Origin of the sequence: Streptomyces sp. NBC_01283 (assembly GCF_041435335.1) — a bacterium.
GTDB lineage: Bacteria > Actinomycetota > Actinomycetes > Streptomycetales > Streptomycetaceae > Streptomyces.
This window is the reverse complement of the sequence record NZ_CP108430.1, coordinates 335,485-347,509: the sequence shown is the minus strand read 5'-3', so window position 1 is coordinate 347,509 and position 12,025 is coordinate 335,485. Positions and strand designations below refer to the sequence as shown.

The 12,025-nt window shown below is 68.3% G+C and carries 13 protein-coding genes and 1 pseudogene; 8 read left to right on the top strand and 6 right to left on the bottom strand.

Translation table 11 applies throughout. The annotated features are described in order from the left end of the window. Positions 1-212: 212 nt before the first annotated feature. A complete protein-coding gene (locus OG302_RS01385) occupies positions 213-437 on the bottom strand; it encodes an SDR family NAD(P)-dependent oxidoreductase (RefSeq protein WP_371524938.1) in 225 nt (74 codons plus the stop codon). A 175-nt stretch (positions 438-612) separates the two neighbouring features. On the opposite strand from OG302_RS01385, the gene OG302_RS01380 reads away from it, so the two are divergent. Continuing rightward, complete coding sequence (locus OG302_RS01380) at positions 613-966, top strand: beta/gamma crystallin domain-containing protein (RefSeq protein WP_361835678.1); 354 nt, start codon at positions 613-615, stop codon at positions 964-966. Between the two features lie 880 nt (positions 967-1,846). Next, complete coding sequence (locus OG302_RS01375; protein WP_371524937.1) at positions 1,847-2,266, top strand: MmcQ/YjbR family DNA-binding protein; 420 nt, start codon at positions 1,847-1,849, stop codon at positions 2,264-2,266. Positions 2,267-2,547: 281 nt separating this feature from the next. Here the strand turns inward: OG302_RS01375 and OG302_RS01370 are convergent, their stop codons facing one another. Then, the gene (locus OG302_RS01370) at positions 2,548-2,961 is read right to left on the bottom strand and encodes a winged helix-turn-helix transcriptional regulator (protein ID WP_371524936.1); all 414 of its coding nucleotides are present in this window, start codon (positions 2,959-2,961) and stop codon (positions 2,548-2,550) included. A gap of 101 nt (positions 2,962-3,062) precedes the next feature. Here OG302_RS01370 and OG302_RS01365 point away from each other — a divergent pair, with 101 nt between their 5' ends. The 3 genes from OG302_RS01365 (at position 3,063) to OG302_RS01355 (ending at position 6,593) form a co-directional block, all read left to right on the top strand. Next, a complete protein-coding gene (locus tag OG302_RS01365) occupies positions 3,063-3,914 on the top strand; it encodes an alpha/beta fold hydrolase (protein ID WP_371524935.1) in 852 nt (283 codons plus the stop codon). Positions 3,915-4,314: 400 nt separating this feature from the next. Beyond that, positions 4,315-6,288 carry a hypothetical protein gene (locus tag OG302_RS01360; RefSeq protein ID WP_371524934.1) on the top strand — a complete coding sequence of 658 codons (1,974 nt, stop codon included), beginning with the start codon at positions 4,315-4,317 and terminating at the stop codon, positions 6,286-6,288. A 59-nt stretch (positions 6,289-6,347) separates the two neighbouring features. Continuing rightward, a complete protein-coding gene (locus tag OG302_RS01355; protein WP_371524933.1) occupies positions 6,348-6,593 on the top strand; it encodes a hypothetical protein in 246 nt (81 codons plus the stop codon). Between the two features lie 380 nt (positions 6,594-6,973). Here the strand turns inward: OG302_RS01355 and OG302_RS01350 are convergent, their stop codons facing one another. From OG302_RS01350 to OG302_RS01335, 4 genes are all read right to left on the bottom strand, one after another. Further along, positions 6,974-7,642, bottom strand: coding sequence for a hypothetical protein (locus OG302_RS01350; protein WP_371524932.1), 669 nt, complete (start codon positions 7,640-7,642; stop codon positions 6,974-6,976). A gap of 665 nt (positions 7,643-8,307) precedes the next feature. Further along, the gene (locus OG302_RS01345) at positions 8,308-8,685 is read right to left on the bottom strand and encodes a toxin Doc (RefSeq protein ID WP_371524931.1); all 378 of its coding nucleotides are present in this window, start codon (positions 8,683-8,685) and stop codon (positions 8,308-8,310) included. Beyond that, the gene (locus OG302_RS01340; RefSeq protein WP_371524930.1) at positions 8,685-8,924 is read right to left on the bottom strand and encodes a hypothetical protein; all 240 of its coding nucleotides are present in this window, start codon (positions 8,922-8,924) and stop codon (positions 8,685-8,687) included. The genes OG302_RS01345 and OG302_RS01340 overlap by 1 nt, the downstream gene beginning before the upstream one ends. Before the next feature lie 383 nt (positions 8,925-9,307). Further along, entirely contained in the window at positions 9,308-9,430 is a 123-nt protein-coding gene (locus OG302_RS01335; protein ID WP_371524929.1) for a hypothetical protein, read from the bottom strand. Between the two features lie 710 nt (positions 9,431-10,140). Here OG302_RS01335 and OG302_RS01330 point away from each other — a divergent pair. The 3 genes and pseudogenes from OG302_RS01330 to OG302_RS01320 all read left to right on the top strand — a co-directional run bounded on the left by OG302_RS01330 (position 10,141) and on the right by OG302_RS01320 (position 11,866). Continuing rightward, positions 10,141-10,431 carry a hypothetical protein gene (locus tag OG302_RS01330; RefSeq protein WP_371524928.1) on the top strand — a complete coding sequence of 97 codons (291 nt, stop codon included), beginning with the start codon at positions 10,141-10,143 and terminating at the stop codon, positions 10,429-10,431. A gap of 169 nt (positions 10,432-10,600) precedes the next feature. After that, complete coding sequence (locus OG302_RS01325) at positions 10,601-10,990, top strand: hypothetical protein (RefSeq protein WP_371524927.1); 390 nt, start codon at positions 10,601-10,603, stop codon at positions 10,988-10,990. A gap of 46 nt (positions 10,991-11,036) precedes the next feature. Continuing rightward, a pseudogene (locus OG302_RS01320) lies at positions 11,037-11,866 on the top strand (IS5 family transposase). The last annotated feature ends 159 nt before the right edge of the window (positions 11,867-12,025 follow it).

Sequence of the window (12,025 nt, the reverse complement as noted above, 5' to 3'; positions counted from 1 at the left end):
ACTCCCACCTTCTGCTTCGGAACCGCCCAGCGCAGCACAGTGGCCGACACCGTGCGGGACGGTGACGGCACCGCGGGCGAGGGGCAAGTATGCCGCGACAGACGCGGGACAGGACGCCGACTGAGGTTCCGGGTGGGCGTCGACGAGCTACACAGCCAGCAGATCCGGCTCCAGTTCCGTAGCGCACGCGCTGCCGACCAGCCCGTTGCGCCTCACTCAGCCGACGTGTGGACTGATTCCGCCCCTGCCGCCCCGGACAGGAAGGCTCGGGCGTGCGCCACGACACGCATGCCCTCCTCAAGTAGCGCGGACGCGGTGGCCAGGCCTACGCCCCGGCTCGCTCCGGTCACCAGGGCAGTCGTTCCGGTCGGATACACATCCAGGGGCGCACCGCTTTCGGCGTCATCATTGCCCGAAATTCTGCCCCAAAGGGCCATGGAATCACCCTAATGAAGTCGATCAGGACATTGGGCGGTTGATTTTGGCCGTGTGCCATTTGAGAGATTGCCATGGGCGGGAGCCCTGCGCGATCGTCATCGTGCAAGCGGAAAACGTTTCCCGGAAATGGCCGAGGAATATGGTCACGTACGGGCTCGGAATCAGGGAGTAATTGTGCTTTCGAAAACCAAGAGGGTTGCGCGCTCCGCAACCGTGGCGCTCGCTGCCGCCGCCGCGTTCACCGTGGTGATGCCCAGCGGAAACGCCTTCGCCATCGATAAGGTCGAGTGCCGCGGCGGCGAAAACTTCTTGAAGATCTGGTCGCACTCCAACGGTCGGCAGAGCGTGGACTGCTATGCGAACAAGGGGCGGACCAACTTCGGCAACTGGTGGGTCGACCGGATCTCCACGGGCAACAACGACCTGATCTACTACGACGCCAACGGCGACTCCGTGCGCGTCAACCGGTGGACCGACATTACCTTCCCGAACCGGCCGCCGAAGGTGAAGGACATCGAAATCCTCTGACGAGTGGTGGCTCGGATAAATACGAGTCGATAACTCGGTGAAACGATGGCCATCTTCGCACCATGGCCATTTCACGTACCGCCGGCCACGCCTCTTCTGGCGTGGTCGGCGCAGGCCATTTCGCCCGATGCCTGCACCTGCACTGCCCGTGCTTCCTCGCCCCACTTGCGACAGCCGCCCCGCAGAGTCCGGCAGGGTCAGTTCGAGGACATCGCGGCCCCTTCGTGGGAGCGGCAGCGCCACCGACCCGGCGCAGACCCGAACGAGCCGTGGACCCTTGGCGGCCCACTCACCGATCACCTCGCAGTGGGAGCCGTACCGGCGCACACGATGCACTGTCCACGCGGCCACACCCCCCGGATACGACGTCTCCTGATTTGCCACCGACGGATACGAGTGCACCAGGTGTCGGCGGCAGCAGAGCAGGGCCCTCGGCGACCAGGACGGCCCTCGCTCGGCGCACGGCCGGGCGGGACAAGACGGAGGCCACTGCCAGCGCTTGATCAGTTCACCAAAGATCGCGCCCCGCTTTTTCGGGTTGCTCCCCGCATCCGCGGGGCTGGACCCAGGGCGGACCCGAGCCGACGGGGGGAGCGGATCCTGCTCCCGGGCACAGGGGCGGGTGTGGCGTTGCGGCCCGTGGTGGTCCAGGTGGGCGGCGGCGGTCGGGACTGGTCGGGGGAGGGGGGGTCGGTAACTGCCGTCCCGATTTCTCGTGCCGCCCGCCGCTGGTCCGGCGTTTGGAGTGCCGTATGTGCCCGCCCGACGGGCTGATGCCTGCCGGGTGTTGGGGTTCAGTGCTGCCATGCGAAGGGATCTTCCCTTCCTTGTCTGGCTGCGATCCGGCGCGGAATTCGCCGGCACTGGCTAGGGTCGGCTCATGTCCAGTCCTGGAGACGTTCCGCCCGAGGTGCTGAGCCGGTTGCGGTCGATTGCCGGTCAGTTGCCCCAGTCGTATGAGGAGCCGGCCTGGATCGGCGTGCGCTGGCGGATCCGGACCCGGACGTTCGCCCATGTCTACACCCCAGACCCGGATCGCCACCCGCTCTATGCCCCGTATGTGACCGCGGATCAGGAGCCGGTCGTGCTGACGTTTCGGGTGCCTGTCGACGATCTGCTGGGCTTGACCGTCGGCGGGTTTCCCTTCCTACGTGCCGGCTGGGGCCACAACGTCGTTGCGGCCATGCTCGGCGAGCACACCGACTGGGCTGAACTTGCCGAACTGATCACCGACAGCTACCGCGAGATGGCCCCGAAATTCCTCGCCGCCCAAGTCGCCCTCCAGCCGCCGAGCGGCTGACCGGCACCGGACCCGGTCTCTTGCCGTGCCACGCACGGCGGGTGGACCTGGGGTCGCGATCTCCGCAACGCCCCGCACGTGGCGCATCCGCCCTCCACCCACCCACCGGAACGTCACCGATCACCGGTCACGGGCCCCGGCGCAGCGGGTGCGCCACTGATCGCCTCAAAAGGCACCGCGCCGTGGCCACATGGTGCGACAAGCTCGCGGTCCGCCACGAGGCGACCGTTCGTGTCGCGGCCCTCAACGAGTGCCTGTGACCGGCGCATTCGATCCACGCCCTAGCCGGGAGGTGACCCGTCGGCGCGCTGGTTGCTGCGGTCGATCTCCGGCATGTGGGTCTCGGCCCAGACCCGCAGAACGGAGAGCGGTCCTTCGAGGGACAGGCCGAGCTCGGTGAGCCGGTAGTGGACGGCGGGCGGCACGGTGGGTTCCACTCGGCGCGCGACCAGGCCGTCGCGGACCAGGCTCTGCAGGGTGACGGACAGCATCTTCTGCGAGATGCCGGGGATACGGCGCCGCAGTTCCGCGAAACGGAGCTCGTCCGGAGCCTCCTCGGCCAGCACCTTGATCGCCATCGACGTCCACTTGGTGCCGATCCGGTCGAGCAACTGGCGGGTCGGGCAGAGCGGATCCAGCAGATCACCCCGCTCACCGCGCCGCCGCCTGGGTTCGCCGGTCCTCGATGTGGTCACTCAGGGCTCACCACCTGAAGGGAAAGTGCCGTCTTGGAGGAACCAGGGTAGTTCCTTAGCGTGACGTGGTCACTATTCCTCACCACACCTGGAGCCTCTCCATGCCCGAGCTGCGGCGCGTCCCCGTCAATGGTGTCGAACTGAACGTCGCTCTCGACGGATCGGGCCCGGCTGTCCTGCTGCTGCACGGTTTCCCGCACACCTGGGAGCTGTGGACAGACGTCATGGCCGGCCTGTCCGGCCGCTACCGCGTCATCGCGCCGGACCTGCGCGGGTTCGGCGCGAGCAGCCAGGCCGCCTCCGGATACGACGCGGGCACCCTGGCCAATGACGCCGAAGCGCTTCTCACCACGCTCGGCGTCTCCTCGGCCGCGGTGGTGGGCATCGACGCGGGTACCGCGCCGGCCTTCCTCCTCGCCCTGCGCCGCCCCGATCTCGTCCGGCGCCTGGTCGTCATGGAGTCCCTTCTGGGCAGGCTGCCCGGCGCCGAGGACTTCCTCGCCGACGGGCCGCCGTGGTGGTTCGGCTTCCATTCCGCCGCGCCCGGCCTTGCCGAGACCGTGCTGGAGGGCCACGAGGCCGCCTACGTCGACTGGTTTCTGCACGCCGGCACGCTCGGCGACGGGGTGCGCCCCGCCCTCCGGGACGCCTTCGTCCGCGCATACACCGGCCGCCAGGCGTTGAGCCGCGCGTTCTCGTACTACCGGGCGCTGCCCGAGAGCGCGGTACAGATCGAGCAGGCCGTCGCCACTGCCCGCCTGACGGTGCCGACGATGGCGTTGGGAGCCCGGCCCGTCGGTGCGGCACTGGAACGTCAGCTCCGCCCCCTCACCGACGATCTCACCGGACACCTCATCGAAGACTGCGGCCACATCATCCCGCTGCACCGCCCGCGCGCCCTGCTCACGCTGCTGCGTCCATTCCTGTCCGGTGAGGACGCGAAAGCCACGTGACCGGGACCGGGACCGGGACCGGGAACTGACTGTCCGCACACGCCCCGGGCCGCCCGGCTCGGTAGGAGAGTAAGTGGGAGTGCCAATCGCTTCATGCCGTCGCGTCAAAGTGACCGGTTCATCAAAAGCCCGTCACTCCGTTCGTCGTCGGGTCGTTGGCCAACAAAAGGGCGGCCGTTCACACGGCACGGCCGGAGATCAGGCGTGGTGCTGGCACTGAGTCACCGGTGCAAGGGATCGCGGCGGGATGGGGAATGGGGCGGTTATGGGGGCGGCAGCGCGGCGGGTGGGCAACTTGCCCCAGGAGACCAGTCGCCTGGTCGGGCGGCGGGCGGAGCTTGCGGCAGTGGCCCGGTTGTGCGGGCGGTCGCGGTTGGTGACCGTGACCGGGGTGGGGGGCGTGGGCAAGACCCGGCTGGCCGGACGGGCGGCGGGCGAACTGCAGCCGCAGTTTGCGGACGGGGCGTGGTGGGTGTCCCTGTCCCCGCTCACCGGCGGCTGGGGAGTGCTGCCGTATGCGGTCGGCGAGGCGCTGCCGCTGGCCGACCAGACCACCCGGCCGATGCTGGAGGTGGTCGCTGAGTATCTGGCCATGCGGGAGACGCTGCTGGTGTGGGACACCTGTGAGCACCTCGTCGAGGAGTGCCGGGAAATGGCGGCGATGCTGCTGACCATTGCACCGGGCCTGCGGATTCTGGCCACCAGCCGCCGCCCGCTCGGCATGCACCTTGAGGAGGTGCTCCACCTCGATCCACTTCCGGTTCCGGGGGAGGGTGCGGACGGCGCGGCGGGGGAGTCGGACGCGGTGGTCCTGCTGGCCGACCGGGCCGCGCAGGCTGTGCCGGGATTCGCCCTGACCGACGCCAACCGCGCCGAACTGGCGGCCCTGTGCCGCCGCTTGGAGGGTCTGCCGCTGGCCCTGGAACTCGCCGCTGCTCGCCTGCGTGAACTCTCCGTGGCCGAGCTGAACCAGCGCCTGGAGGACCGGTACACCATCCTCGGCAACACCGAGGCTGCGGACTACGACGCCGACCCGCCCTGGCACCAGGCCCTGCGCACCGCGATCGGGTGGAGCCACCAGCTGTGCACGCCCGCCGAGCGCCTGCTCTGGGCCCGGCTGTCGGTCTTCGCCGGCACTTTCAACGCCGAGGCGGCCCGCGAGATATGCGCCGACACGCTGGTGCCCGGGGAGCAGGTCCGCAGCCTCCTGTACGCGCTGGTGGAGAAGTCGATCCTGATCTGGGAGCCGACCGGGATGGGCGAGCGCTACCGCATGCTGGACACCATCCGCGAGTACGGGGCCCACTGGCTGCGCGGTCTCGGCGAGGACGATGCGCAGCGCCGCCGCCACCGAGACCACTACCTGGCCCTGGCCCGCCGGGGCGACGCCGCCTGGATCGGGCCCGACCAGTTCGCCTGGTACGACCGGATGACAGCTGAGCGTGACAACCTCCGCGCCGCGCTGGAGCACTGCCTGAGTGCATCCGAGGACCATCTCGCGCTGGAGATGGCTGCGGCTTTGTGGTTCTTCTGGTACGGCTGCGGGTTCGTGAAAGAGGGCCGGCACTACCTGGACCGAGCCCTGGCCGCCGACACCGCCCCCTCCCCGGCCCGTGTAAAGGCGTTGTACGCCTGCGGCCCGGTGCTGGTCTATCTGGGCGATCTGAACGCTCTGGAGGAGCGGGCCGTCGAGTGTTCCGCTCTGGCCGCACGCTTCGGCGACACGGAACGCAGTTATGCGGCTGCCACGGAGCTGCGGGTGGCGGCGCTGCGCGGCGAGCTGGCACAGACGGTGGCCTTGGCCGAGGCCCAACTCGCCACCAACTGGCGCGATGAGCCACTCACCTTGATTCCCCTGGCGGCGCTGGTCCTGTGTACCCACTCGCTCGTCGCCGCAGGCCGCTTCGAGGAAGCCGTCGCCTGGCTGGACGAGTTGAGCGCCGCCTGCGAGCGCAAGGGTGAGCGCAGCATGCGCGCCTGGGGCGACTTCGTCCGCTCCCAGGCCGAGCTGGCCCTGGGCCGGTTCCAGCAGGCGCACGAGCACGCCCGGGCCGCCCTGATGGTCAAACACCGGCTTCGCGACGGCGTGGGCACCGGTATGGCCCTGGAATCGATGGCCCGCGCCGCCACGGCCACCGGCCGACATCAGGACGCCGCATGGCTGCTCGGTCTGGCCGCGCAGCTGTGGAAGACGCTTGGCCGGCCACAGGCCGGCGTCCCCCCGGTGGTGGCCGCCCACCAAGTCTGCGTACGCCAGACCCGCGAAGCCCTCGGGCCAGACGCCTACCAGCGCGCCTTCGACGCCGGCTGCACTATCAACCTGGACACCGGCATCGCCAACATCCTCAACGGCGCCTCCGCACCGCCTTCCTGAAGGACCGGATCAAGCGCACCGAGGCCTGCATGAAAAGGGCGACGTCCAGGCATGCACGCATGTACAGCGAATTGCAGGACGGACTTCAACGATTGTCGGCGTACGGACTCTTCACCGTCGTGGAAGTCGAGCGTCTGATGAAACTTTGGGCAGGGACCGACGAGGCGCTTGGGGGCCGGTACTTCTGGGTCTCGGACGGCCTGGTCGTCAGGGATCCCGGCATCGACAGCATGACCGACGTGATCGCCGGGCTGATCGAGAAGGGCGAGTTCTCCGAGATCTTCCAGCGTGTGATCAACGACTGATCAAGTGCCTGGCCGCCGACGGCGACGTGGGTCGTCAGGCCACGTCGTTGTCCCGCCATCGAGCAACGGGGCGCGGCGCTCGACTTCACCGATGACCCGCACCCTCATGCCGTGCAGGTGTTCGGGGAACTGCTGCCCCTGGACAGTCGGCGGCGCGCGCAGAACGAGGTGAGCCTCAGCCCTTCACCAGCTTCTGCCGTACGCCTCGGGCCTTGCCCGGCAGTTCTGGGGTGCTGCTCGAGCGCCCGCCCGGCCAGACGCGGCCCACTCCTCCCAGACACCCTCACCTGCCGAGCGACGTACAACACCACCGGCGCCAGTCGCGGGAGTGATCAGGCGCGGGAGTGACGGGCTGGAGCGGGGTGTGCCGACAGGGTCGATCACTCGTAGAGCAGTGGTGCCGAAGGGGTATGCGCGGATTGCCGGCCCGGTGTGGTGTAGGCGAAGTTGAGGACGGTGCGACGGACGCCAGGGCGGCGAAGGGGTGTGACGCGGTGGGCAGTGGTGTCACTGCGCAGCAAGTAGCCGTCGCCGGGCCGGTGGTGGAGCCGCAGTGCCAGCGGGCTGTCCAGGGCCTTGAGGGTCCGTGTCTGCGGTACGTACTCCAGGAGCCCGCCGTCCTTCGGGTCGTCGGGGGCCTGGAGGAACAGCACCAGCGCCAGGGGGTAGTCGTCGATGTGCGCGCCATGTGTGTCGCCGGGCTGGTGCAGGATGTTCAGGACATGACGTTCGACCGGGTCGTCGACGCCCACGACGTCGAAAGCGGCTATCGGCTCGAGGAGGGCGAGCAGCGCAGGGTCCCGGTAGAGGGCGGACACCACGGGGGACTCTTCGGCGATGACCCGCCCGCCCAGTGTGGTCATGTGGCGGGGTGAGCCGTTCATGCAGTCCATCGCGAAGTCCCGCCGCGTGGCGATCTTCTCCACGCGCTCCATCTCGGCGAGCAGCAGCGACAGCGAGTCCGGGGGCAGCAGCTCTGGCAGAGGCAGATAGCCATGGGTGACGAAGTGGGCCCGAGCCTGCTCGGTGTACGACGGTAAGGAGATCACGGCACGGCACTACCCGCACTAACACCAGATCAGTCAATTAGCGCCGGGGACAGCCAAGTTCAGGACACCCTGCTCCATACCGCAAGGCTCAGCCTGGTTGCCGTCACCGCAAAGACCAACCGGGTCAAGGGAGACTGAGACTCCCCTGTGGCTGCCGCGGGCCCAGATGTGGCACTTAATTGCACACAGTAGGGCTCTTCCTGTCCTCCGAGAGGGGGGCAGGAAGAGCCCTGCACAAAGGCGGTCGCCCCTGGCGGCAGAGCTCTAGCGCTCCAGGTTCTTCTTCATGGCCGTTGCCATCGCCTCTTCAGCCCTGCGGAGAGTCTTCGCATCGGCGTTTTGAGGGCTGCAGCCGCAGCGCGGGTGAAAGGTCGAGCTGGGCTCTGGGGAGAGCTGACGTGAAGGAATAGCGCAGGCTCGGAATACTGCCTCTTCGCCAGCCAAACGATTGTCGGCGTTAACGCAACAGTGATGCATCTGGCGATGGAGGCTGGCGGTGAACCGGCGACAGCGGCATCGCAGCGTTGTCCCCGCCATGTCGGGCGGCCTTTCAAGTCCAGGGTGCTTTGGTCCGGCCGGAGTACGGCGACCGGATGTCGTCGGCAGCCGGGCAGGGGCCGTCACTGCAGCTCCCGTGGACCCGTTAAGGGGCCGGGGGCGGGTTCTCAGACTTTCCAGGTGCGCAGTGCCTGGGCCACGGTGTACACGCTCACTCTGGTTTCGCGGACCTTGCGGACCAGGTCGGACAGAGCGCCGTAGGGCGGGTCGATGCCCTCGCCTGACTGGTCCATGTATTGGGCGGCGACGAAGACCGCGAAGAGGCTGTTGCGGTGCGGCAGCGGCTCCAGCTGCACGATGGTGTGCAGGAGCGCTGCGGCGCGCCAGGCGGCGTCGGGGTCGGATGCCTCCAGGGTCGGCATCCGCGTCTTGTGCCGTGCGACGGCTGCGACGAGCGCGGAGTAGTCGGCCACGGAGACGTCGTCGTCATCCAGGGCGGTCTCCTGGATGTCGAGCAGCCAGGAGACGTCGATGTGTAGGACCATCAGGCGGCTGCGGTCCGGTTGCCTCGCTGGGAGGGCGGCACCTCGTCGGGGAAGGCGGCGTCGAACTCGGCGCGGAGCCTTTCCGCCCACATGGCGGCGCCGGCGACGAATTGCTTGCGCTGCATCTCCCGCACGCCGAGGTCATGGAGGTAGGACTTCAGGCTCTTGCCCTCGGCGGCGGCCGCCGCGCGCACGCCTTCCATTTCTTCCGCAGAGAAGGACACATTCAGTGATGGCATACCGTCCATGGTACCTACCTGGTGCCAGCTCGTGCCATCCCTTCGCGGAGTCTCCCGGGGGAGGGGGCCGGAGGGGTGGCCTCCGCTCTTTTGCGGACGGGCCGGCCCTTCTCGGCGCGCGGGGTGCAACCGTTGTTCGGGAGGGGTAGAACGCAGCGGTTTGCCTGGTGGTACCGGCGGTGGAAGACGCCGGGCCGCTGCCGTTCGCCGCTCTTCCCGGGTGGTGGAGCCGCTGCGACGCCCCCCGACCGGCGCGCTGCCGTCAAGGACGCGCTTGCCGTCCGCCGGGCCGACCGTTACCGCCTCCTGGGCTGGAGGCGCGTGTGCGCTGCTGCCCGCCTGCGTGGGGATGGCCCGCGTAGCGCCCCTTGACCGGTGCGCTGCTACTTGCCCGTCGCCCACAGCACGACGACGGCCACGATGAGGATCGTCGCCCACATCGGCCACCCGGCGGTGGTAAACCGGCCCCGGCTGTCCCTTGGCTGCGGCCGCCTGCGTTTCGCCATGGCCCGCCCCCTGCTGCCCGGCCCCGCGCGGGCCCTTACGTTCAGGGTCGGACCGTGGGGGAGGGGCGGCAAGGACGCGAATCGGCCGCTGTGTCGGATGCCCGGCCCGGCGGGGCGAGGCTCCCGGAGGCCGAGTGTGGACTGCAGGCCCTGCAGGGGCCTACCGCCGGGTCTGCCGCGTCGGCCCCAGGGCAGGCGCGATCGTGGTGTGCGGATAGGCCGTCTGAACGGCAGTGGCTGCCGACGACGCGGTAGCGGCCGGGGAGCAGGGGAGCCGGTTTCTTGCGAGCTCCGGTGAGACCCGGCCCTGACTACGCACTGACACTGGCGGCACAGCAGGTGTACGCGCGCACTCAGGCCGTACTGGGTGATGTGAACTCGGCGGTTGAGCTGATGGCGGCGGTCGTCCGCCGACGCGAACAGAGCCTTGGTGCTGAGCACCCCTTCACCTCCCAAGCCCAGGGACACCTGGAGGCACTACGGGCTCAAGCAGCCGCTCAACTCGCGGACTGACAACCGCCGCACGGATATCAGCCATGGGTGCCAAAAGGCCCCGGAGCGAATCGGGTGGCGGGTGCCAGGTGTCGGGACAACGTGCGTCGGAGGTGTGTCACCAGGGGCTCTAGGAGAGACAGAACTGAGAGGGCGGTTCGCAATGTGATGTCTGTTTCCAGGGGAGGTTGGGGATGGGCTGCCGGCCGTGGGGTTCAGTGGGCTATTCACTGGTTGCTGCCGAACTGGTCGCAGAGATCGACGCGGACACCGCCATCGACCAGGGCGCCTGGCGTCACCCCCTACCGTTCGTCCGGCTGCGCCTCGACGTCGCAGTCGGCGACGTACCCCGCTTCGGCGGCACCGCCCCGCAGCTGGATGAACCTTCGGAAGCGCTGACCGAACCCCAACGGCGCGGTGCTCGCCGCCATCGACCCGCCGCGCCTGCGCAGAACCCGCTGCAGGCGGTTCGACAATGCGGCGTCGAAGTGCTGCGGGCGGCTTCGTGACCCCGCCATCTCCACGGTTCGCGGTGTCTGGTGAGCGCCCTCAGCTGTCTGGTTCCATGATCACCCCGTGGCTCCTGCTAGGGCCTGTCGCCAAATGGGATCTCTGTTGCATGTCCGAGGTGTTCACCGCAGTCCCCGAAGAGTTCTGGCCAGCGCATACCATCCGGGCATGGGGAAAAAGGGATTGGGGTTTCTCGTGGGGTTGAGCGTTGCCGGAATGCTCGGTTGGGCGCTCGCTGGGTCGGTGTACCTCGGTTGTGGACCATCACGTCGAGGTTGCGGTGTTCCTGACGGCGGCGGCTGGTACTTCGCCGCCATGATGACGATGCCGTGGTTACTGGTCTTCTACGGGGACACAGTCCTCCGGGATGACGACTGGCGTCCATCACTGGGTATCTCGGCCGGGGCCGTCGCAGGCATCGTCTTCGCCCTGTCCAAGGAACCCATTCCGCCACGCATGTGGATCTTGATCGTGGTGCTCGCGGCCTTCGCAATCGGTACACCCCTCGTGCTCTGGCACCGGGGCCGTAGCCGGCGGACTCGGCCCGCGCAGAACTGACCCGCTCTACCGTCGGTGCCCTTGAACAGTGGGTCAAGGCCAGGTGATACATCGTCATGAGCTGTCCAACAGGGAATGGGAGTTCGTTCGGCCCCTACTTCCTCATTTGAGGCGAGGCAGGAAGCGGCTGGACGACCGGATGGTCCTCAACGGAATCGTGTGGAAGTTCCGCACCGGGACGGCCTGGCGGGACGTGCCCGAGCGGTACGGGCCATGGGCCACGCTCCACACCCGCTTCCGTCGGTGGGCGGCAGACGGCACCTTCGAGCGGATGCTCAAGGCAGCTCAGGCGCAGGCGGACGCAACCGGGGACATCGACTGGCTGGTGTCGGTCGACTCCACCATCGTCCGAGCTCACCAGCACGCCGCCGGGGCTCGCAAAGGGGGCTTTGCAGCCCCGGCCTCGGACGCTCCAGAGGCGGCCTGACCTGCAAAATTCATCTCGTCCGCGACGCGCTGGGCCGCCCGCTCGCCTTCACCGTCACGGGCGGGAACACCAACGACTGCACCCAGTTCACCGCCGTGATGGAAGCGATACGGGTGCCCTGCATCGGTCCAGGACGACCCCGTGTGGGCCCCTCGTATGTCCTTGGCGACAAGGGCTACAGCTCCAAGGCCATCCGCACTTGGCTGCGACAGCGCGGCATCAGCCACACCATCCCCGAACGGGCCGACCAGGTCCGTAACCGGCTCCGGCGCGGCAGCCGCGGCGGGCGGCTGCCGGTCTTCGACAAGCAGCTCTACAAGCGCCGCAACGTCGTTGAACGGTGTTTCAACCGGTTGAAGCAGTGGCGCGGCATCGCCACCCGCTACGAGAAGACCATCGAGTCCTACCAAGCAGCCGTCACCCTCGCTTCGCTCCTGATGTGGGTGTGACATTTGACGACAACTCCTAGGGGTTACAGGCTCCGCCGCATGCGCCGCACCGCGGCCATCTCGCGAGCCGTCGCTACTAGGTGAAGATGTACTGGAGCGGGTCGGCCACCTCGGCCTGTGTCGTTCGTATCTGTGAGCAGAAAGAGGAACTTGTCGATG